Here is a 20,465-nt window from a genome sequence, read left to right on the forward strand (position 1 = left end):
GACTGGCCGCGCCGGGAGCTTCGTCAGCGGGCGTCTGCCTCGGGCTCCGGACGCGGGAGCTCGTCGAGGTCGAGGGTGAAGGTGCGGCCGTCGGCCAGGGGGATGGGGAGTTTGCCCGTCCCGTACTTGTGGGTGTGTGCCGCGATGTAACCGGTGGCGGTCGGCTGGGTGTGGAGGACGACTTCCTGGGCGTACGGGTCGACGACCAGGTAGATCGGGATGCCGTAGCGACCGTACTTGGCCGTGCAGTCGTCGTAGTCCTTGCGCGCGGAGGAGGTCGAGACGACCTCGGAGATCAGCAGGACGTCCTCGAAGCCGTAGCGCTTGCCTTCCCGGCGGGCGTCCTCGCGAAGGATCACGAGATCCGGGGCGGAGTTCTCGTCGGCGGGGAAGTCGATGTAGACGTCGGAGGCGGTCTTCGCATGGCGTCCGAGGGACACGATCGTGTCGTACTGCATCGACTTGATCGTGCTGGAGTGCTCGAAGCTCTGCGGAGTCATGATCACCTTTCCGTCAGCTCCGAACAGGACCGTGTATCCCCTGGGGAACTCGGTGTGCACGATCGCGTCGACGCTCATGGACGGCTCCTTCCCGTGTGTGGTCAGGATACGACGGGCAGTGCCGCGTCACCGGGCTCTGCAGTAGGGCCCGGAGACGGGTCCGGACAGGTTGTGCCGCCCGCTCACCGCCGGTGCCGGAGGTCCGCAGCGGGGCCTTGGTCGCACCACACAGGAAGAGGTGGGCCAACGAGGAGTCACCTGGGTGACGGCTGCGCCCGAGCTGGTGACGGCGGTGCGGTCGGCGAAGCAGTACCTCACCTATGTGGCGTCCGGGCCGTTCCAGTACGCCGTCGCCGAGGCCCTCGCGCTGCCGGACAGCTACTTCGAGGCGTTCCGGACGGACATGCTGGCCAAACGCGACCTGCTGTCGGCGGGACTCGCGGACGCCGGGTTCGGGGTGTTCCGCACGGCGGGCACGTACTTCGTCACCACCGACATCCGCCCTCTCGGCGAGAGCGACGGCTTCGCCTTCTGCCGCTCCCTGCCCGAACGCGCGGGCGTGGTCGCCATCCCCAACGCGGTCTTCTACGACCACCACGAGGCCGGCGCCCCGTTCGTGCGCTTCGCGTTCTGCAAGCGCACGGAGGTGCTGGAGGAGGCGGCCAAACGGCTGAAGTCGGCGTTCTGACCGCCGAGACGCCGAGAGAGCGGGCCGACGGGGGACGGCGAGAGGGCGGGCCCGCGGGGGACGGCGAGAGCCCGGTCCTGGCGCGCCGCCGTGCGGCGGGCGCCCTGGCCGGGCTCTCGGAGGTCTGCGGGGCGTTCGACGGCGACTACTCCGCGTCGTCGTCGCCCTCGCCGTCCTTGGGCTTGTCGGCCTCGTCGACGTCCTCGGCCAGGCCGAGCTGCTCGACGAGCCACTTGTCGAACTCGATGGCGGCCCGCACCCAGCTGACCGTCGACGAGACGAAGTGCTCCAGGCTGACGCCGGTGCCGATGAGCAGCTGGGCCTCGCCGATGAGACGGACGGTGCCGTCGTCGTGCGTGTGGCTGTAGACCTTGGGCCACAGGGTGCGGCGGTTCCAGTCGTCGATGGTCTCCAGCAGAGCCGGCTTCTCGTCGATCTGGTGCGGGCGGTCGTAGAACGTGCGCACCGAGAAGACCTGCTGGTCACCCTCGCCACGGAACATGAAGTACGTACGGAATTCCTCCCACGGCGCCGCGAGGTCACCCTCGTCGTCGACGACGTACTTCAGCTCCATCTGGTCCAGGAGCTGCTTCACGAGGTCCTGATCCGGGACGACGGGGCCCGCCGGCCCTTGGGGCTGCGGCTCGGGCTGGCCCCCGAAGTTCGGAATCGAGGACGGGTCGATGCTCACCGTGATTTTCCCTTCGTACGGATTCCGCCATCCTCTCCCATGCGGGGCGGGGGGTGGCAACCCCTGCCCCGCGCGGTTCGTCGCCCTTGGCCGGATCCGCCGGGGGATTCAGCTACGAGCGTGGCGGGGAACCTTTCGGGTACCCCCGATCGGCCCTCGTCACGGCTTCTTCTCCAGCGACGGGACCGGGCCCACGATCAGCCCCTCACCCTCGCCGAACGCGTCCACCCGGACCGTGTCGCCGTCCTTGACCTCGCCGGAGAGGATCTCCTTGGCGAGGCGGTCGCCGATGGCGGTCTGGACGAGGCGGCGCAGGGGGCGGGCGCCGTAGGCCGGATCGTTGCCCTCGTCCGCGAGCCAGGCCAGGGCCTCGGGGGTGATCTCCAGGGTGAGACGGCGTTCGGCGAGACGCTTGGACAGGCGGTCGATCTGCAGCTTGGCGATGCGCTCCAGCTCCGCCTTGTCCAGGGCGGAGAAGACGACGAGGTCGTCGAGGCGGTTGAGGAACTCCGGCTTGAAGGAGGCCCGCACCACGTCCATGACCTGCTGTTTCTTCTCGGCCTCGGTGGTGACCGGGTCGACCAGGTACTGGCTGCCCAGGTTCGAGGTGAGGATCAGGATCGTGTTGCGGAAATCGACCGTACGGCCCTGTCCGTCGGTGAGCCGGCCGTCGTCCAGCACCTGGAGCAGGATGTCGAAGACCTCGGGGTGCGCCTTCTCCACCTCGTCCAGCAGCACGACGGAGTACGGGCGGCGGCGGACGGCCTCGGTGAGCTGGCCGCCCTCCTCGTAGCCGATGTACCCGGGGGGCGCGCCGACGAGCCGGGCGACGCTGTGCTTCTCGCTGTACTCCGACATGTCGATGCGGATCATGGCCCGCTCGTCGTCGAAGAGGAAGTCGGCGAGCGCCTTCGCCAGCTCCGTCTTGCCGACGCCCGTCGGGCCGAGGAAGAGGAAGGAGCCGGTGGGGCGGTCCGGGTCGGCGATGCCCGCGCGGGAGCGGCGTACGGCGTCCGACACCGCGCGTACGGCCTCGGTCTGGCCGATCAGGCGGCGGCCCAGCTCCTCCTCCATGCGCAGCAGCTTCTGGGTCTCGCCCTCCAGCAGACGGCCGGCCGGGATGCCGGTCCAGGAGGCGACGACGTCGGCGATGTCGTCGGAGCCGACCTCGTCCTTGACCATGGTGTTCTTGGACGCGGCGGCCTCCTCCTCGGCCTCGGACGCCTCCTCCAACGCCCGCTCCAGGGTGGGGATCTCGCCGTAGAGCAGCTTGGAGGCGGTGTCGAAGTCGCCGTCGCGCTGGGCGCGTTCGGCCTGCCCGCGCAACTCGTCGAGCTTCTCCTTGAGTTCACCGACCGCGTTGAGGGACTGCTTCTCCTTCTCCCAGCGGGCGGTGAGGCCCCGCAGGTCCTCCTCCTTGTTGGCGAGGTCGCGGCGCAGCCGCTCCAGGCGCTCGCGGGAGGCGGCGTCGGTCTCCTTGTCGAGGGCCATCTCCTCCATGCGGAGCCGGTCCACGGACCGCTGCAGCTCGTCGATCTCGACGGGCGAGGAGTCGATCTCCATCCGGAGCCGGGAGGCGGACTCGTCGACGAGGTCGATGGCCTTGTCGGGCAGGAAGCGGGAGGTGATGTACCGGTCGGAGAGGGTGGCGGCGGCGACCAGGGCCGCGTCCGCGATCACCACCTTGTGGTGGGCCTCGTACCGGCCCTTGAGGCCGCGCAGGATCGCGATGGTGTCCTCGACGGTCGGCTCGGCGACCAGCACCTGCTGGAAGCGGCGCTCCAGCGCCGGGTCCTTCTCGATGCGCTCGCGGTACTCGTCGAGGGTCGTCGCGCCGACCATGCGCAGCTCGCCGCGGGCCAGCATCGGCTTCAGCATGTTGCCGGCGTCCATGGCGGAGTCGCCGCCGGCGCCCGCGCCGACGACGGTGTGCAGCTCGTCGATGAAGGTGATGATCTGGCCGTCGGAGTCCTTGATCTCGGCGAGGACCGTCTTCAGCCGCTCCTCGAACTCGCCCCGGTACTTGGCCCCGGCGACCATGGCGCCGAGGTCGAGCGAGACCAGCCGCTTGTTCTTCAGCGACTCGGGCACGTCGCCCTTGACGATCCGCTGGGCGAGCCCCTCGACGACGGCGGTCTTGCCGACGCCGGGCTCACCGATGAGGACGGGGTTGTTCTTGGTCCGGCGGGACAGCACCTGCACGACGCGCCGGATCTCCTGGTCCCGGCCGATGACGGGGTCGAGCTTCCCCTCCCGCGCGGCGGCCGTGAAGTCGGTCCCGAACTTCTCCAGGGCCTTGTACTGGCCCTCCGGATCGGCGGTGGTCACCCGGCGTCCTCCCCTTGCCTTCTGGAACGCCTCCTGCAACTTCCTGGCGTTCGCCCCCTGCCGGGAGAGTACGTCCCCGGCCTGGCCGCCCTTCTCCGCGATCCCGATCAGGAGGTGCTCGGTGGAGACGTACTCGTCGCTCAGCTCCTTCGCCTTGGCCTGGGCCTCGGCGACCACGCTCAGCAGCTCACGGTTGGGCTGGGGCGGCGACACGGTGGCGCCGGTCACGCTGGGCAGACCGGCCAGGATCTTCTCCGCGCCCGCGCGCACGGCCGCCTGGTCGGCGTCGACGGCGGCGAGCAGGTCGGTGATGTTCTCGTTCTCCTGGCCCTGGAGCAGAGCCAGCAGCAGGTGGGCGGGGGTGAAGTCGGCGTGTCCCTCGGACACGGCCCGGTTGCTGGCCGCGTTGATCGCGTCCCGGCTCCTGTTGGTCAGCTCGGCGTCCACGTTCGCGTTTCCCTCCTGGCGTCGTCGGCTTGGGTGACTCAAGTAACGTACACAAAGTTGAGTCTATTCCACTCAAGGTGGGGCTGGGGAGGGTTCCGGAGGTTCCCTAAGACGTTCCCGAGGACGCTCCCGGAGACCCGGAGGCCGGGTAACCCGTTTCCCCGCTAGATTCCAGGCCGTGAGTACTTATCGAGTGGACCCCGGCGACCCCGATGCCGCCTACCTCGCCTTCTGGCGGGAGCGCCATCTGTGCACCCTGACCACCCTCCGCGCCGACGGCAGCCCCCATGTGGTGCCCGTCGGGGTCACATACGACCCCGAGGCCCGGATCGCTCGGGTGATCACCCGTTCGGGAAGCGCGAAGGCACGGCACGTGCGCGCGGCGGGCGACGGGGGCGCGCGGGTGGCGGTGTGCCAGCTGGAGGGGGCGCGCTGGGCCACGCTGGAGGGGCTCGGCCGGGTGTACGAGGACCGGGAGCGGGTCGCGGAGGCGGAACGGCGGTACGCGGAGCGCTACGGCAGGCAGCCCCGGCCGAACCCGCTGCGGGTCGTCATCGAGATCGAACTGACCGGAGCGCTGGGGCGCGGCTGACGATCGCCGACCGTCACGGCCCGCTGCCGGTTGACCTTTTTTCGGACAGATGGACGAGCGGGCGGGCCCGTACCGATACCGGCCGACATCCAGAAATGTCCCCGTAAGCCTGCAGCGGCGTCACCGTGTTCAGGTCACGGTGACGCCGCTGCTGGGGGGAAGCGCCTGAGCGATTTGAAACGACGGGGGAATCGCTTCAGGCACTGCGGGGGGTGGCTGTAACGGCCGTGGAGGCCGGGGTCTCCGGCTCGGCGAGCCGGTGGTCGCGCTGGTCGAGATTGACGAAGACCATCCCGTACCGAACGGCACACCGCACTGGCTGCGGCGCGCCGCGCGGTCGCCGCAGACACCGGTACGCCCGGATGTCCTCGTCCTCGTCCCGGGTCACCACCACCGGTTCGCCGAACACGGTCACCATCAACGAGTCACCGCTGTGGGGGATGGCGGTGGCCAGGTCGATGAAGTGCCAACCGGAGCGATAGGCGGTGGCCATCTCGCGGCGGAAGGAACGGTCGTCGGGAGGAGTGGTCATGTCAGTCAGTCCCAGACGCTGTCTTGTTCGCCAGTATCTGCGGTGCCGCCGGGTTGCACTGCCACCACGGCAGTCGACACCTCGTCACCGTTCGCCAGGCGATCACCACTCTCCACGCCGGAAAAGCCGCTCAGCGCTTCGAAAGCCACAACCGTGGAGAAGGCGGCGACAAGCACCGAGCGAAGCATTCTGGTACGCATAGTCGGCTTCGTCCTCACTTGAAGGTCCCCTCTTCCCCCGTCGGGTACGACGATGACTCATTCGGGCACGTCATGGCCACATAATCGATGCATCATGTTCCTGCATGTTCAGGACCCTGGGGGGTGGAGATTTGATGACAGATCGAACTAAAGCGACGCATCTCCATCCAGTGACCGAGCTGTGCGAGGAAGGCGGACGCCTCTACTCGAACGCCCTGCGGCTGGGACGTATCGCCCGCGCGGATGTGGAATCCGCGCCCTGTCTGATGGAGTTCGCCCTCCTCCACCCCGACCCGGACGACATCGGCTGGTTGCGCCCAGTTGCCCCGCTGGTGGCCCTGGCGCAGCGGCTCAACCCCCTCGAACGCGAGATCAGCGAGCGCCGACGGCTGTCGATCGAACTCTCCGAGGCCTTCGAACCCTTCATGGCGCTCACCGCCCAAGGCTCGTCGCCCACCCACTCGATCACGGTCCTGGAGGGCCTGGACCGCATCAACACGGCCCTTGATCTCGCCACCGCCGAGTGTCGGACGGAGATGCTGACAGTCCAGCCGAGCGGTCGCCGCCGACCCGAACAGCGGCTCATCGAGGGTCTTGAGCGCGACCGGCCACTGATCGAACGCGGTGTGCGGCTGCGCACCCTCTACCAACACACAGCCCGATACAGCCCCGAGCGGCTGGCATACGTCGATCAGATCGGCGACGGCAAGGTGGAGATACGCACCATCGACGAGCTCGTCGAGCGGCTCATCATCTGCGACGAGACTGTGGCCTTCATCCCTGTCCGGGACGACCGGCAGGTGGCCCTGGAGTTGCGCCACCCTGGCCTCGTCCGCTACCTGATCAAGGTCTTCGAGTTCATGTGGGGCCGCTCGGTCCCGCTGAACGCCGGCGCCCCCTATGAGACAGCCCCTGACGGCATCACGGATATCCAACACTCCATAGCCAAACTGCTCGTGGAGGGCCACGTCGACGAGGCCATAGCACGCCGCCTCGGCATGAACGTCCGTACTTGCCGGGCCCACATAGCCAAGCTGGCGACGGCGCTGGGGAGTGGCAGCAGGGCCCAACTCGGCTATCTCATAGCCCAGTCGGGGATGCTCAAGCAGGAGGGATCGCAAGAGTGAGTCCTGCACACCTGTCCCACCGTTTCGAGGAACTGTGCGAGCCCGGTGCGGAATTATACGCCCGAGCCCTACGTGAAGGACGTGTTCACGCCGAGGACGTGTTCGGGACTCCGTGCCTGATCGACTTCGGTCTGCTTCACCCGAACGTCGAGGACACGGACTGGCTGGTACCCATGGCCCCGGCGACCACCCTCCACCGCCTTCTGCGAAGCACCGCGGAGCACATCGCCGACGAGCGGCGCCGCGAGGAACGGCTGATCGCAACGTTCGAGCCGCTGATGCGAATCGGCTCTACGGCAGCGGCGGACATCCCGACGATCAAAATCCTCAGCGGTAGGGAGCAAATCAACCGGGACATCACCGAGGCCATGGCCGACGCGTCCCAGGAACTCCTCTCCATCCAGCCCCACACCGGATACCACGGCCGCCCTGAAGCCACCAAGGCCGCTCACACCGTCGCACTGGACCGTGACCAGGCCTTGTTGGACCGCGGCTGCCGTATCCGCACCCTCTACCAGCACACCCTCCGCTACGCTCCCATGGTCCTCGCGCGCTACGAGCAACTGAAGGGCGACACCGAGGCACGCACGCTCGACCAGATAACCGACCGGCTCATCGTCGTCGACGGCGAAGTCGCCTTCATCTCCGGTGACAAGGACGGCTCCACCGCTCTGGCGGTCCGCCAGCCAGCCCTGGTCGGATACTTCGCCACGTTCTTCGACCGCCTCTGGCGGCTGGCCACCCCGATGTATCCCGATGCGGTCCAGCCCTCAACGATCCACGGCATCACCCCCCGCCAACGCGCCATCGCCGCCCTCCTCATCGAAGGCCACACCGACACCGCCATCGCCGACCGCCTCGGCATGAACGTCCGCACCGCCCGCGTCCACATCGCCAAACTCGCCGCCACCCTCGGCAGCGAAAGTCGCGCCCAACTCGGCTACCTCATCGCCAGGTCCGGCATTCTCAAGCAGGAGGACACGGACCAGTGAGCACGGGAGGACACCAGGTCCACACGACGGACGACATATGCGAGGCCGGCACTGAGCTGTACGCACGCGCCCTGCGTGAGGGACGGATACGCGACGACGATGCCAAGGCCGTGCCCTGTCTGATCGATGCCGGACTACTGCACCCCGTGATCGGGGACCCGTCCTGGTTAGCGCCAGCCGCCCCGGAGAACGCCCTGTACCGACTGCTGCGCAACATCGAGGACCGGGTCGCCGAGGAAAGACGCCGTGAGGAACGACTGGCAACAGCATTCGAGCCGCTGCTGCGGATCGCGGAGCATCGGACGGCACCGGCCGACACCGGATCCCGGGCGATCACCCTGCTCAGCGGCGTCGAGCAGATCAACGCCGCCATCACCAAGGCCATGGCTGAGGCGACCCGGGAAATGCTCTGCATCCAGCCGCACACCCACCAACACGGTCGGCGTGGCCAGGAGGGGCAGGTCGGCTCCCTCGGCCGCGATCAAGCCATGCTGACCCGAGGGGCCCGCATCCGTACGCTCTACCCGCACACCCTCCGGCACTCCCCTCTCATCGTTGCCCGCTACGAACAACTACGCGGCAATGCCGAGGCGCGCACTCTGGACGAGGTCACCGACCGCCTCATCCTCGTCGACGCCACGGTGGCCTTCATCCCGGCGGACACCGAGCGGACCTTGGCTCTGGAAATCCGACACCCGACGCTGGTGGAGTATCTGGTCACCGTCTTCGATCGCTTCTGGCAACTGGCAACGCCCATGTACCCCAAGGCCGTCCAGCTCCCCGTGGTCAACGGCATCACTCGGCGCCAGCACGCGATCGCCCGGCTCCTCGTCGAAGGTCACACCGACGCGGTCATCGCCAGCCGACTCGGACTCAACGTCCGTACCGCCCGCGTCCACATTGCCAAGCTCGCCGCGCTGCTCGGGAGCGAGAGCAGGGCTCAGCTCGGGTTCCTCATCGGGCGGTCGGGGATTCTGGAGCAGGAGCCAGGAGCGTAGACGAGGGGAGGGCAGGGAGGTCGTCCGGTGGGGTGATGCGGGGCGGCCCGTCGAGGCCCGCCTCGGCGATACGGACGCCCAGTTGGGTGCGGCTGGCCGCGCCCAGGCGCTCGGAGAGGCGGGCGATGTGGGCCCGGCAGGTGCGGACGCTGATGCCCAGCCGCTCGGCGACCACCGCGTCCTGGTGGCCCTCCGCCAGCAGCGCCGCGATGGACCGCTCCCGGTGCGTGATGCCCGCGACGCCGGCCGACGGCAGGGACGCGGCGAGCGGGACACCGAGGCGCCAGAGCCGTTCGAAGACGGTGACCAGGTACTCCACCAGCGCCGGGTGACGGATCTCCAGGGCCATCGTGCGGTCGGTGTTGGCGGGGATGAAGGCCACCGTCCGGTCGAAGACGATGAGGCGCTCCACGACCTCGTCCAGGGTGCGGGCCTCCGCCGACTCCCCCATCAGCTCCATGTAGTTGTGCAGGCCCTGCCCGTGCCGGGCCACATGCGTGTACAGGTCCCGCATCCGCACCCCGCGGCGGCACATCGCCAGCGCCCGGTGCAGCCCCTCGCGCAGCTCGTCCTCGCGGCGGATGCCGCCCGGCTGCACGGTCAGCACCTCCGCGGTGCAGCGGTCGGTGGCCTCGTCGATCGCCGCCCGGATCCGGGCCAGCCCGTCGAGCACCCGGATCGCCGAACTCTCCGCCGGCGTCCGCATCCGCGAACTGCCCAGTCCCGCGTACCACTCGACGGCGTCGACCGCCGCGCCCATCCGTGCCTGGCTGGCGCTGACCTCGGCGTGCACACCGCGCAGCAGCCGGGTCATGACCTCCTGCGGGGAGGTGGGCACCAGCCAGCCCATGTCGTCGGGGTCGGGGTGCAGCAGGGCGAGTTCGAGGAGACAGGGCACGGCGTCGGCGTCCTCGCGCGGGACCCGGCCCCGGCGTACGGCCCGGGAGTACACGCGGTCCCCGGCCGCGCAGAGCCGGTCGGCCCCGTGCGGATGCTCCTCGGTCGCGTGCCCGGCCATCACCCACTCCACCCCCGGTTCCGACCTGTTCGCAGCGCAACTATGCGCGGCCCGCACCGACACCGCAACACAGCACCACCCTGTTTACGTCCGGATGACGGACGATACGTACCGCTCTCTCCACCCCTCAGGTAGTGCGCGCTGCAATAAGCTGAAGTTCGCGCGGGCGGGGCGCACGGAACCCGCGCTTCCCCCGCCCGGCCGTACGTCAAACCCTCCGTTTCCGCAGGTCGCGATCGCCGCCGCAAGGTGGCGGAAACGTGTCGGTGACCGGGGTGTTACGGAGCGCGCTTACCGTCGGGCCATGGCGGACATATTTGACGCCTACGCGTTGGCCGACGCGTGGGACGAGATGTTTGAGCGGCCGGGTGAGGTCAGGACCGCCTATGAGCCGGTGCTGGCGGCGCTCCGGCCCATCGAGCCGGGCGAACTGCGGTTCAGGGCCGACCAGATGGCCCGTGCGTTCACCGACCGGGGCGTGACGTACGCCTTCGCGGGCGAGGAGCGGCCCTGGCCGCTGGACCTGGTGCCGAGGATCCTGGACGCCCTGGAATGGGACCTCGTCCAGCGCGGAGTGGCGCAGCGCGTACGGGCGTTGGAGGCGTACCTCGCGGACGCCTACGGGCCGTGCCGGGCCTTCGAGGACGGTGTCGTGCCCTGGCGGCTGCTCCTCAACTCCCCGCACTTCCACCGGGCCGCGCACGGGGTGGAACCGCCGGGCGGGGTCCGTATCCATGTCGCCGGCATCGACCTCGTACGCGACGAGGCGGGCGACTTCCGGGTGCTGGAGGACAACGTCCGGGTGCCGTCCGGGGTGTCGTACGTCATCGAGAACCGGCGCGCGATGACCCGGGTGTTCCCGTCCCTCTTCGCCGAGCAGCACGTGGTGCCCGTCGACGGCTACGCGCAGCGGCTGCTCGCCGCGCTGCGGGCCGCCGCGCCCGGCGGTGTCGGCGACCCGCGCGTGGTCGTCCTCACCCCCGGCCCCAACAACGCCGCCTACTTCGAACACGCCCTGCTGGCCCGGCTGATGGGCGTGCAGTTGGTGGAGGGGCACGACCTCGTCTGCCGGGGCAACCGCGTGTGGATGCGGACGACTCGCGGGGAGATGCCCGTCCATGTCGTATACCGGCGGCTCGACGACGACTTCCTCGATCCCCTCCACTTCCGGCCGGACTCGGTGATCGGCTGCCCGGGGATCATGAGCGCGGCGATGGCGGGGAACGTCACCCTCGCGAACGCGGTGGGCAACGGCATCGCGGACGACAAGCTCCTCTACACCTACGTCCCCGACCTCATCCGCTACTACCTCCGGGAGGAGCCCGTCCTCCCGAACGTGGAGTCCTTCCGGCCGGACGAACCCGGGCAGCTGGAGGCCGTCCTGGACCAGATCGACCAGCTGGTGATCAAGCCGGTCGACGGCGCGGGCGGGCAGGGCATCGTCATCGGGCCGAAGGCGGACCGGGAGACCCTGGAGCGCACCCGGGAGGCCGTACGGGCCGATCCGCGCGGCTGGATCGCGCAACGGCCGGTGGCGCTGTCCACCTCCCCCACCCTCGCCGGCGAACGCATGGCCCCCCGCCACATCGACCTGCGGCCCTTCGCCGTGAACGACGGCAGCGACGTGTGGGTGCTGCCCGGCGGACTGACCCGGGTGGCCCTCCAGGAGGGCAACCTCATCGTCAACTCCAGCCAGGGCGGCGGCTCCAAGGACACCTGGGTGCTCGCCGAGGGCCCCGCCGAGCGGCACGCCGAGGAGACCGGCGGACCGGGCCCGCTGCCGGAGAAGGCGCCGCGCCAGCTCGGCCCCGACGGCACGCGTACGGTCGTACAGGAAGGGGCGCAGCAGCAGTGAACGACGTGATCCTCTCCCGGATAGCCGAGGCCCTGACCTGGACGGGACGGTACGTGGAACGGGCCGACGCGACGGGCCGCATCCTCGACGCCTACCTCCACCGCCTCCTGGAAGACCCCTGGCGCGACGAGGACGCGGCGTGCCGCTCGCTGTACGCGATCCTCGGCGTGGACGCGCCCCGCCGGCCCTGCGACATGCAGCAGGTCCTGGACCGGCTGGCCTTCGACGCCCGCTCGACCGGCTCCATCGAGGGCGCGCTCGGGGCGGCCCGGCTGAACGCGCGCAGCGCCCGCGAGGCGGTGTCGTCGGAGATGTGGGAGTGCCTGAACTCCACCTGGCACGCCCTCGCCGACCAGCGCACCGCCGCGCGCCGCACGGGCGGCCCGTACGCCTATCTGGAGCTGGTACGGCGTCGCGCGGCCCTCTTCTTCGGGCTCGCGGACTCCACGATGAGCCGCGACGACAGCTGGCGGTTCGTGGTGCTGGGCCGCAGCCTGGAGCGGGTGGACATGACGGTACGGCTGCTGTCGGTACGGGTGCTGGACGCGGCGCACGCGCCCGACTGGCCGACCCTGCTGAGCGCGAGCGGCGCCGACGAGGCGTACGCGCGGGTGCACGGCGGTTTCGGCGACAGCCCCAAGGTCGCCGAGTTCCTGCTCCTCGACCGGGACTTCCCGCGCTCGGCGCTGCACGCGCTGACCACGGCGGAGGAGTGCCTGGCCGCGCTCGGCCGCCCCCGCCAGGACCCGGCCCGCCGTCCGATCGGCGCCCTGCGCACCCACCTCGAATACCTCGACTCCGAGTCCCTGGAGGCGGGCCTGCCGACGCTGCTGCGGGATCTGCAGCAGGCGTGCATGGCCTCGGCGGAGGCGGTGGCCGAGAAGTTCTTCCCGTACCAGGGGCCCGTCGAATGGGCCCAGGAAGGCGCGTGAGCACGATGACCCCGCCCCCCGCGACGCACGCCACCCGGCGCCTGCGCATCCGGCACATCACCCGCGTCGCGTACGCGCAGCCCGCGGCCTCCTCCCACAACGAGGTCCGCATGACCCCGCTGACCCTGCCGGGCCAGACCACCCTGGACGCCCGGGTGCTGGTGAACCCCTCGACGCCGACCTGGTCGTACTGGGACTACTGGGGCACCCAGGTCACCGGCTTCGACCTCATCGAGCCCCACTCCGACCTGACGATCACCGCGACCAGCCTGGTGGAGACGGCCCCGCCGGAGCCGCTGCCGGACGCGCCCGGGTGGGCGGAGGTCCACCGGGCGAGCGCGGACTCCCGTCTGCTGGAGTACCTGGCCGCGACCGGCCGTACGACCCTGCCGGCCGCGCTGCTGGACCAAGCCCGGGAGGTGTCCGCCGGCCTCGACGTGCACGGGACGGCGACGGCGGTGTCGGCGATGGTCGCCGACCAGGTGGCCTATGTGCCCGGCGCGACCGGGGTGCACACCAGCGCGGCCCAGGCGTGGGAGCAGGGGGCCGGTGTCTGCCAGGACATCGCCCACCTCACCCTCGGCATGCTCCGCGCCCTCGGCCTGCCCGCCCGCTATGTCTCCGGCTACCTCCACCCCGAACGCGAGGCCGAGCTGCACCGGCCCGTCGCGGGGCAGAGCCACGCCTGGATCGAGTACTGGGCGGGCGACTGGACCGGTTACGACCCCACCAACCGCGTCCCCGCCGACGAGTCCCACGTCGTCGTCGGCCGGGGCCGCGACTACGACGACGTGACCCCGCACAAGGGCGTCTACCGGGGGGTGGCCGGGGGGCCGCCGGAGGTGACGATCGAGTTCACGCGGGTGGCCTGAGAGGGCAAGGAGGGCAGGGAGGGCAGGGAGGGACCTGTACGGGGTTCCGGTGGCCGGGGGCAGGGCCCCCGGCTCGTCGGGCTTCCGGTCCGTCGGGCCCCGGCCCGTCGGGGGTTACTCCAGGCCGGCCGCTTGGCACCTGGCCTTGAAGGCCGAGGTGCAGATCTGCTTGACCGTGTAGATGCCGTCGGCGACGACCGTGTCCTTGATGTTCGCCTTGGTCAGCGCCACCGGGGGCACCAGCTGGGCCGGGATCTTCTTGGTGGTCGGGGAGTCGATGCTGTCCTTGGCGAGGGCGTCGAACTCGATGGAGCGGCCCTGGACCTTGGCGACGGCCATCTCGGCGGCGGCCGCGGCCTGCGTCGGGAACGACTTGTACACGGTCATGTACTGGTCGCCCGTGAGGATCCGCTGCACGGCGTCCAGGTCGGCGTCCTGTCCGGTGACCGGCGGCACCTTGGCGACACCGGCGGTCTTCAGGACGTCGATGACGGCGCCGGCGATGCCGTCGTTCGCGGCGTAGACGGCGTCGATGTTGTCGGCGCCCAGCTTGGCGACGGCCTTCTCCATGTTCGCCTTCGCGACGACCGGGTCCCAGTCCTTGGTGTCGAACGTCTCGGAGATCGTCACCTTGTCCTGCAGCTCGGAGAGCGCGCCCTCCTTGAACATGGCGGCGTTGGGGTCGGTGGGCGACCCGTTCATCATGACGATCTTGTTGGCGGCGCTGTCGCCCAGGTCCTCCACCAGCGAGCGGCCCTGCACCTGCCCGACCAGCTCGTTGTCGAAGGAGACGTAACCGTCGATCGGGCCCTGCGCCAGGCGGTCGTAGGCGATGACGGGGATGCCGGCGTCGTGGGCGGACTGCACGGCGGGAGCGATGGCCTTGGAGTCCACGGCGTCGACGATGATGATGTCGACCTTGTCCTCGACCATCTGCTTCATCTGCCCGGTCTGGGTCTCCGGGTCCTTCTCCGCGTTGGCGTACTTGGTGATGCCCTTGTTGTCGGTGAGCTCGGCGATCTTCTTCTTGATGTTGGGGTAGTCGAACTGCTCGTACCGCTTGGTGTCCTTGTCGGGGAACAGCACGCCCACCGTGATGTCGTCGCCCTTCGTGGGGCTGGCCTCCGCGCTGCCCCCGACGTCCACGACCCCGCAGGCGGCGAGGGAGACGGCCGCCGCGGAGGCGGCGAGGGCGGTGGCGGTGCGGCGCAATGCGGTGGTGCGACGACGTATACGAGTGCCGGGGGTGTTGCGGGTGGTACGGGCGTTCACATCAAGGGCCTTCCGGGCGTGGGTGCAGCACCTGCGACCCATGTGGCTGAAAGCCAACGCGGTGACCACCTCAGCGTCAAGGACCCATCACTTAACGAGATGACAACAGCCTTGTGTGGTCTCGGTGTGAAGAGGGTAAAGCAAAGGGCTTCCGCTGTCGCCGCCCGCCCTTCACGGGGCGCGGGTCCACGGTAGGGGCGAAATGTCGCTCTCGATGAACGGCTTCCGTGCGGGCGGGCGTTGGGGGCGGAGAGGGTACGCGGTGGGGGCGGGCGGGGGGTTCCGCGGGGCGTCGGGGATGGGGTGGCAGGTCAGCGGGGTGGGGGGCCACGGGTTCGGGACGGTCCCGGCCGACCGCCCCGGCACGGGGAGCCGGGCCGGTACGCCGGGTCGGCCGGCGGAGTGCCGGGGGCCGGTCCGGGCGAGGGGGCGGAGGGGGCGGAGGGTGGGGGTGGCGGACCTCACGCCGGGCGAGGGTGGGGGCAGGTGTGGTCGTGGCCGGGGGTTGCTATCTGCCGCGTCGGCCGGGGTCGGGGCCGCTCGGTCCCTGCGGTGGCGTCGCCCGGCCGGAAGCGGAGCCGGGGCCGACGCCGGGGGCCGGTCGCGGGCCCTGACCGCCCTGGCCCTGGCTCGGGGGCTGCGGGGTGCCGGGGGCGCCGGGTCGAGGGGTGCTGCGGGAGCGCGCGGCGGCGGCCGTCGGCGAGGACGAGGGAGAGGGCGAGGGAGACGGCGAGGGCGAGGCGGGAGACGCCGTCGGTGAAGTCGCGGCCGTCGGTCCGGGCGGTGCCGTCGGTGCGGGCAGACGTGCCGCGGCCGGTGCCGTGAGGAGGGGGCGGGCCTGGTCCTCGATGCGGGTGAGGCGCCCCGGCCACTCGGGGCCCAGTGCCCGGGCGGTCTCCCGCAGGCGCAGTTGCGTGGCGACGAACGAGTCGCTCTCGGCCGGCGTCCAGGGGCGGGCCCGTTCCGCGGCGAGCGCCTGGCGCAGTTCCGGCGGGCCGGTCCAGTGGCCGGCGCCGTCGAGCGCGTTGCCGTAGCGGGGCTTGCTCTCGCCCCGGCGGTAGACGCTCGCGAGGTCGGCGAGGGCACCCCGGTCGACACGGTCGGCGAGTTCGAGGATGCCGGCGTAGGACTCGTCGGCATTGGACTGCACGGTCAGCCGCCCCTGCCCCCGGTCGGCGAGCTGCTCGAAGTACCGGTTGACGATGCCCTGGTTGCTCATCGCCTGCGGCACACCCATGAACAGGGCCTCCACGCGCGCGCCGGAGTCCCGGTACGCCCGCATCTTCCCCTCCACGGCCGCCGCGTTCTGCGAGGTCTCCTGGATGATCGCGTGCAGACCGTGCTCACGGACGTACGCCTCCGCCTGGGCCATCCAGGCCCGCCCGTCGGCCCGGGTGTAGGCGGCCATGAGCGTGTCGTCCTCGGCCATCAGCCGGGCGTACGCCGGGTGGTACGGCTTGTAGAGGTCGCTGTCGACGTCCGCGAAGCCGCCGTGCCGGTTCAGGGCGCCGGCCACCATCTCGGTGACCCGGCTCTTGCCGGCGCCGGGCTGGCCGATCAGGAACACCACGGTGGGCGTCGCCTGCCCGGCGCGGCCCGCCAGGAGGTCGGGGACGATCCGCTCGCGGAAAATCCGCCGGTTCTCGGCGTCGGACAGCCGGTACCGCTCCACCTCCGCGGGATCGATCGCGCGCGTGGGCGGCTCGGGCACCGCGGCGCCCGGACGGGTCGTGCGCTCGGCGGGATCGGTCATGCCAGGCTCGCCAGGACCTCGCGGGCGAGCCGGGCGTAGCGTGCGCGGGCCTCGGCGATCTGCTCACGGTCCGCCGAGCGCAGCCGCTCGCGCTCCTTCGCCAGCCGCCCCTGCGCGGCGCGCGCGGCCTCGATGACGGCGGCGTCGGGGGTGCTCTTGGCCTCCTCCGCCGCAATTTGCGCGCTGTACGCGCCGACCGCTCCGTTGACGGCCTCGATCGCCGCCTCGTACGCGGCCGTCTCCTCGTTCGACCAGTCGTGCGCCTCCAGGTCGTGGGTCACGGAGATGCCGTGGCCGCGTGCCGTGCCGCGTGCCGTGCCGTCCGTGGTGCCGTCTGCCGTGTCGCGGGCGTCGTCCCGTGGAGCGTCGTGCGGTGTGTCCCGTGCGGTCATGTGTCCCTCCGGTGTCCCGGTGTCCCGTGGTCATGATGGGGGACGGCGGGCGGCCGGGACCGGGTTCCCGGCAACTTCCCCGCGCCCACCGCCGTGTGACGCCCCGCCGGCGGTGGGACGCCCACCGGCGGTCCGACGCACCGCCCCCACGGCTCAGCCGCCGCTCCACTCCCGCAGCAGGGCCTCCCGGTCCTCGCGTCGCGGGGTGCCCTCGGCGGCGTGGGCGCGGCCCCAGTCCGCCAAGGTCTCCACCTCCGCCGTACCGGCCACGATGCGCTCCAGCAACGTGACGGAGAGGTCGTACTCGGACTGGACGTAGCCGCCGAGGGCGGCCGCCGACTGGGTGTTCAGCTCGACCGTCCGGTCGGCGGTCTCCAGGTGCACCTCGAACGTGGCCGCGGCGTCCCCGCCGCCCACGACGGCGTTGGTGACGAGGTCGACGGCCGAGGTGGCGAGCAGCCGGGCGCTGGAGCGGACCCGTACGTACCGCACGGCCATCGACCGGATCTCCGACCAGCCCCACACCGCGCTCTGCCCGGTCCCGAGCCCCTCCACCCAGTCCCGCGTGAGCCGCACCCCGGGCCCGAACCCCTCCGGCTGCGCCCCGACGTACACCCCACCGTCCTCGGCGATCCAGAACAGCCCGACCATGGCCATGCGTGCCTCCCCTTCGGCGACTTCTGCGTTTCCCCTGGTGAGACGTTGCCCCACGACGAATGGTTCAGCGGCCGAGCGCCGTCCGCAACGTCACTCCGTAGCGGACGCGCAGCCGCCGTACCTCCCATACGGACAGGGCCGTCACCGTCAGCGGGCCGCCCAGGAGGAAGGAAAGGATCACGGCGGGCGGGGCGGCCACGTCCGGGGTGTCGGAGAGGCTGAGGGCGAAGAGGGACCAGACCAGGAGCGGGGAGAGAAGGGCGGGGAGCAGCTCGTGGACGTCGGCGGTGCGGAAGCAGGAGTTCAGCGCCATGAACGTGACCAGCAGCGTGGTGACGACGGAGACGAGCAGGACGACGACACACGTGATGGCTCCCACGAACAGCAGCGCCAGCACGACCAGACCGGTGATCGCCGTGCCGGCCGTCTCGCCGAAGAAGCCGAACGTGATGTCGAACCGGCCGATGTCCGCGTCGGAGACGATGTCGCCGCGCAGCCCCAGGACCGCGAGCCAGCACAGGCCGATCCCGAGGACGATGAGCCCTATCACGGTCAACGGTCCGACGAGGCGCCGTGTGTACACGCTCCCCAGCGGTGAGCGCGCCGCGAGGATGAAGAGCGTGACCCCGACGGCCCCGGCGCCGAGCATGATCGCGCAGCCCGCCGCCAGGTTCTCCAGTTTGTCCAGGACGAACTCCTCGCGCCCCTTCCGCAGCGGGTAGGCCATCACCAGCCACACGGTGGCCAGCAGGCCCAGCGTCGTACGGGCGCGCTGGAGCCAGGTGATGACCTGGTCCCTGATGAGATCGGGCCGGTTCGGAACGGTCAGCCCGAGCACACCGCCCATCGCGATGCCCATGACCGCCCCCATCAGCGCGCCCCGGGGTCGTACTTCCGCAGGGACGCCTGGACCTCCTGGGCGTGGGGCCCCTCCCACCACGGGATCGTCTCGACGAGGACCGGCTTGGTGCCGGAGGCGAGGACGAGGGCACGGCCCGGGGGCATCGCGCCGAGGTCGGAGACACCGAGGACGCGTTGGCGGCTGACCGACTCGCTGACCGTGCGGTTGCCGCTCCAGCCGCCGAACTCCGACTCACGGCTCGCCTGGTACTCGCGCTGGTCGTACTCGCCGGCCAGCTCGCTCAGGTCGCCCAGGAAGCGCGTGTCGGAGACGCCGCCGCCGTAGACGCGGATGTTCGCGGCGGACCACAGCTTCTCCATGCCGCGCTCGCCCCAGACCTCGATGCCCTGGGCCCAGGACTGGAGGATGGTCATGAGGATGATGCCGCGCGAGCCGTAGTGGGAGTACAGGTCGGGCAGGGTGCGCCAGCGGCAGACGTTGGCGGCCTCGTCGAGGACGCCGACCAGGGGCAGCGCCAGCCGGCCGCCGCGCTGGGTGGTGGCGTACTCCTCGGCCGCCTCGACGACGGCGACGGTGAGCGCGGTGACGAGCGGTCCGGCGGAGTCCCGGCCCTCGCGGGACAGGGAGTAGAGCGTGCCGGTGGTGCGGACGAAGGCGTGCGGGTCGAACTCGGGGGCGTTCGGGTCGGCCGGCGGGGTCACCCAGCGGTTGACCTCGGGGTTGATCAGGCAGGACGCCATCTGCTGGGCGACGCCGTAGATGCCGCTGCGCTGCTTGTCGGGGGCGGTGAGGACACCGTTCAGCCCGTCGGCGGCCATGGTGTGCCCCGAGCCGCGCAGGATCCGCTCCGGGGTGTCGTCCTTGGGGTTGGACAGCCAGGTGTAGATCTGCGTGATCGGCATCTTGCCGCAGGCGGCGGCGAGGAGGAGGTTGGCGAGCAGGTCCTGGCCGGCCGGGTCGAAGAAGGCGTCCGTGGAGGCGTTGGCGTCGCGCGAGCCGCTGGCGAAGTGGTCCGCCATCTTGCGTGCCTTGGCCACGTCGGTGACGTACGACAGCGGGTTCCACCACCAGCTGGGCGCCTCGGCGGCGACCTGCTGCGGGTCGAAGACCCACACGGGGCCGCGCGCGGCGCGGGGGCCCCGGGTGGAGTCCACGATGTCCCGCTTGTTGGAGGTGACGAGGACCGCGCCGGGCCCGTCGAGGATCGCCGGAACCGCCCGTCGGGTCGTCTTTCCGGTGCGCGGGCCCCAGATGTCGACGTGCATGTCCTCGTACGAACCGAACAGCGGCTGCCTGCCCTTGACCGACCGTCCGATGAACACGCCCGGTGTCCGCGCCCGCACGCCGAGCCGCTCGGCCGTGGCCGCCGCGCCCTTCATGGTGAGCTTGCCCAACTCCTCGCCCTTGGCCAGGTGTTGGGCCGCCCCGTCCACCTTGGGCTTCTTCCTGAACCGACGCACCACGCGGTACACGGCGGTCCCGAGAACGCCGAGCAGGAGAGCCTCCGCGGCGGCCACCGCACTGGCCGGGGACCCCGGCCAGCTGTAGTCGCCCTTGACCAGGGCGACGAGGAACGTCAACGGGTTCGAGGCCGGGGCCGGCGCGTCCGCGAAGGGGGCACCGATCTTCGCCGCGAGCCAGGCCCCGACGACCCCCAGGAGCACGATCGCGACCACGATGACGATCTCGATCGTCCAGTCGTCCTCGGCGCGGGGCTTCTTCTGCTGTTCTGCGGTCACCCGCGGGTCCGTCCTTTC

The 20,465-nt window shown here is 70.8% G+C and carries 19 protein-coding genes and 1 pseudogene; 8 read left to right on the forward strand and 12 right to left on the reverse strand.

Translation table 11 applies throughout. The annotated features are described in order from the left end of the window. Positions 1–23: 23 nt before the first annotated feature. Positions 24–578, reverse strand: coding sequence for a Uma2 family endonuclease (locus tag PYR72_RS22575; RefSeq protein ID WP_275456991.1), 555 nt, complete (start codon positions 576–578; stop codon positions 24–26). Positions 579–759: 181 nt separating this feature from the next. Between PYR72_RS22575 and PYR72_RS22580 the strand changes: the two are divergent. Next, a pseudogene (locus PYR72_RS22580) lies at positions 760–1,188 on the forward strand (aminotransferase class I/II-fold pyridoxal phosphate-dependent enzyme); the annotation flags it as partial. A gap of 145 nt (positions 1,189–1,333) precedes the next feature. Here the strand turns inward: PYR72_RS22580 and PYR72_RS22585 are convergent. After that, the gene (locus tag PYR72_RS22585; protein WP_275456992.1) at positions 1,334–1,879 is read right to left on the reverse strand and encodes a YbjN domain-containing protein; all 546 of its coding nucleotides are present in this window, start codon (positions 1,877–1,879) and stop codon (positions 1,334–1,336) included. 159 nt (positions 1,880–2,038) lie between these two features. Then, complete coding sequence (gene clpB / locus PYR72_RS22590; RefSeq protein ID WP_275456993.1) at positions 2,039–4,654, reverse strand: ATP-dependent chaperone ClpB; 2,616 nt, start codon at positions 4,652–4,654, stop codon at positions 2,039–2,041. Positions 4,655–4,832: 178 nt separating this feature from the next. Between clpB and PYR72_RS22595 the strand changes: the two genes are divergently transcribed. Then, positions 4,833–5,246: a TIGR03618 family F420-dependent PPOX class oxidoreductase gene (locus PYR72_RS22595; protein WP_037727385.1), complete on the forward strand. Its 414-nt coding sequence runs from the start codon at positions 4,833–4,835 to the stop codon at positions 5,244–5,246. Between the two features lie 196 nt (positions 5,247–5,442). Here PYR72_RS22595 and PYR72_RS22600 read toward each other — a convergent pair whose 3' ends face one another. After that, positions 5,443–5,778, reverse strand: a complete 336-nt coding sequence (locus tag PYR72_RS22600) for a hypothetical protein (protein ID WP_013001918.1) — start codon at positions 5,776–5,778, stop codon at positions 5,443–5,445. Positions 5,779–5,783: 5 nt separating this feature from the next. Next, positions 5,784–5,978 carry a hypothetical protein gene (locus PYR72_RS22605; protein WP_275456994.1) on the reverse strand — a complete coding sequence of 65 codons (195 nt, stop codon included), beginning with the start codon at positions 5,976–5,978 and terminating at the stop codon, positions 5,784–5,786. Positions 5,979–6,082: 104 nt separating this feature from the next. On the opposite strand from PYR72_RS22605, the gene PYR72_RS22610 reads away from it, so the two are divergent. From PYR72_RS22610 to PYR72_RS22620, 3 genes are read left to right on the forward strand one after another with little or no spacing between them, the layout of a single operon-like run. Further along, positions 6,083–7,105: a helix-turn-helix transcriptional regulator gene (locus PYR72_RS22610; protein ID WP_275456995.1), complete on the forward strand. Its 1,023-nt coding sequence runs from the start codon at positions 6,083–6,085 to the stop codon at positions 7,103–7,105. After that, on the forward strand, positions 7,102–8,097 hold the full coding sequence (locus PYR72_RS22615; protein ID WP_275456996.1) for a LuxR C-terminal-related transcriptional regulator: 996 nt from the start codon (positions 7,102–7,104) through the stop codon (positions 8,095–8,097). Before PYR72_RS22610 ends, PYR72_RS22615 begins: the two co-directional genes overlap by 4 nt. Further along, on the forward strand, positions 8,094–9,095 hold the full coding sequence (locus tag PYR72_RS22620) for a helix-turn-helix transcriptional regulator (protein ID WP_275456997.1): 1,002 nt from the start codon (positions 8,094–8,096) through the stop codon (positions 9,093–9,095). Before PYR72_RS22615 ends, PYR72_RS22620 begins: the two co-directional genes overlap by 4 nt. Here the strand turns inward: PYR72_RS22620 and PYR72_RS22625 are convergent. Beyond that, positions 9,052–10,113 carry a LuxR C-terminal-related transcriptional regulator gene (locus PYR72_RS22625; RefSeq protein ID WP_275456998.1) on the reverse strand — a complete coding sequence of 354 codons (1,062 nt, stop codon included), beginning with the start codon at positions 10,111–10,113 and terminating at the stop codon, positions 9,052–9,054. The two genes, PYR72_RS22620 and PYR72_RS22625, sit on opposite strands and share 44 nt — an antisense overlap. Before the next feature lie 304 nt (positions 10,114–10,417). Here PYR72_RS22625 and PYR72_RS22630 point away from each other — a divergent pair, with 304 nt between their 5' ends. From PYR72_RS22630 to PYR72_RS22640, 3 genes are read left to right on the forward strand one after another with little or no spacing between them, the layout of a single operon-like run. Next, positions 10,418–11,968 (forward strand): circularly permuted type 2 ATP-grasp protein, encoded by a 1,551-nt coding sequence (locus tag PYR72_RS22630; protein ID WP_275456999.1) that lies wholly within the window; start codon positions 10,418–10,420, stop codon positions 11,966–11,968. Next, complete coding sequence (locus PYR72_RS22635) at positions 11,965–12,900, forward strand: alpha-E domain-containing protein (protein ID WP_275457000.1); 936 nt, start codon at positions 11,965–11,967, stop codon at positions 12,898–12,900. Before PYR72_RS22630 ends, PYR72_RS22635 begins: the two co-directional genes overlap by 4 nt. A gap of 5 nt (positions 12,901–12,905) precedes the next feature. After that, complete coding sequence (locus PYR72_RS22640) at positions 12,906–13,772, forward strand: transglutaminase family protein (protein WP_275460490.1); 867 nt, start codon at positions 12,906–12,908, stop codon at positions 13,770–13,772. A gap of 114 nt (positions 13,773–13,886) precedes the next feature. Here the strand turns inward: PYR72_RS22640 and PYR72_RS22645 are convergent, their stop codons facing one another. The 6 genes from PYR72_RS22645 to PYR72_RS22670 all read right to left on the reverse strand — a co-directional run bounded on the left by PYR72_RS22645 (position 13,887) and on the right by PYR72_RS22670 (position 20,447). Continuing rightward, positions 13,887–15,044 carry a substrate-binding domain-containing protein gene (locus tag PYR72_RS22645; RefSeq protein WP_275457001.1) on the reverse strand — a complete coding sequence of 386 codons (1,158 nt, stop codon included), beginning with the start codon at positions 15,042–15,044 and terminating at the stop codon, positions 13,887–13,889. 508 nt (positions 15,045–15,552) lie between these two features. Continuing rightward, positions 15,553–16,797 carry a zeta toxin family protein gene (locus PYR72_RS22650; RefSeq protein WP_275457002.1) on the reverse strand — a complete coding sequence of 415 codons (1,245 nt, stop codon included), beginning with the start codon at positions 16,795–16,797 and terminating at the stop codon, positions 15,553–15,555. Beyond that, positions 16,794–17,189, reverse strand: coding sequence for a hypothetical protein (locus PYR72_RS22655; protein ID WP_275457003.1), 396 nt, complete (start codon positions 17,187–17,189; stop codon positions 16,794–16,796). The genes PYR72_RS22650 and PYR72_RS22655 overlap by 4 nt, the downstream gene beginning before the upstream one ends. 153 nt (positions 17,190–17,342) lie before the next feature. After that, on the reverse strand, positions 17,343–17,846 hold the full coding sequence (locus PYR72_RS22660; RefSeq protein WP_275457004.1) for a hypothetical protein: 504 nt from the start codon (positions 17,844–17,846) through the stop codon (positions 17,343–17,345). Positions 17,847–17,910: 64 nt separating this feature from the next. Further along, positions 17,911–18,705 (reverse strand): hypothetical protein, encoded by a 795-nt coding sequence (locus PYR72_RS22665; RefSeq protein ID WP_275457005.1) that lies wholly within the window; start codon positions 18,703–18,705, stop codon positions 17,911–17,913. A gap of 11 nt (positions 18,706–18,716) precedes the next feature. Next, entirely contained in the window at positions 18,717–20,447 is a 1,731-nt protein-coding gene (locus tag PYR72_RS22670; protein WP_275457006.1) for a type IV secretory system conjugative DNA transfer family protein, read from the reverse strand. Positions 20,448–20,465 lie beyond the last annotated feature (18 nt).

Source organism: Streptomyces sp. VNUA24 (genome assembly GCF_029167005.1).
GTDB lineage: Bacteria > Actinomycetota > Actinomycetes > Streptomycetales > Streptomycetaceae > Streptomyces > Streptomyces scabiei.

What these genes read in the sequence shown, in the direction of transcription:
- PYR72_RS22600 (WP_013001918.1), bottom strand. Translation starts at nt 5,778, where the DNA reads ATGACCACTCCTCCCGACGACCGTTCCTTCCGCCGCGAGATGGCCACC.
- PYR72_RS22660 (WP_275457004.1), bottom strand. Translation starts at nt 17,846, where the DNA reads ATGGCCATGGTCGGGCTGTTCTGGATCGCCGAGGACGGTGGGGTGTAC.
- PYR72_RS22640 (WP_275460490.1), top strand. Translation starts at nt 12,906, where the DNA reads ATGACCCCGCCCCCCGCGACGCACGCCACCCGGCGCCTGCGCATCCGG.
- PYR72_RS22625 (WP_275456998.1), bottom strand. Translation starts at nt 10,113, where the DNA reads ATGGCCGGGCACGCGACCGAGGAGCATCCGCACGGGGCCGACCGGCTC.
- PYR72_RS22630 (WP_275456999.1), top strand. Translation starts at nt 10,418, where the DNA reads ATGGCGGACATATTTGACGCCTACGCGTTGGCCGACGCGTGGGACGAG.
- PYR72_RS22650 (WP_275457002.1), bottom strand. Translation starts at nt 16,797, where the DNA reads ATGACCGATCCCGCCGAGCGCACGACCCGTCCGGGCGCCGCGGTGCCC.
- PYR72_RS22655 (WP_275457003.1), bottom strand. Translation starts at nt 17,189, where the DNA reads ATGACCGCACGGGACACACCGCACGACGCTCCACGGGACGACGCCCGC.
- PYR72_RS22610 (WP_275456995.1), top strand. Translation starts at nt 6,083, where the DNA reads ATGTTCAGGACCCTGGGGGGTGGAGATTTGATGACAGATCGAACTAAA.
- PYR72_RS22575 (WP_275456991.1), bottom strand. Translation starts at nt 578, where the DNA reads ATGAGCGTCGACGCGATCGTGCACACCGAGTTCCCCAGGGGATACACG.
- PYR72_RS22665 (WP_275457005.1), bottom strand. Translation starts at nt 18,705, where the DNA reads ATGGGCATCGCGATGGGCGGTGTGCTCGGGCTGACCGTTCCGAACCGG.
- PYR72_RS22605 (WP_275456994.1), bottom strand. Translation starts at nt 5,978, where the DNA reads ATGCGTACCAGAATGCTTCGCTCGGTGCTTGTCGCCGCCTTCTCCACG.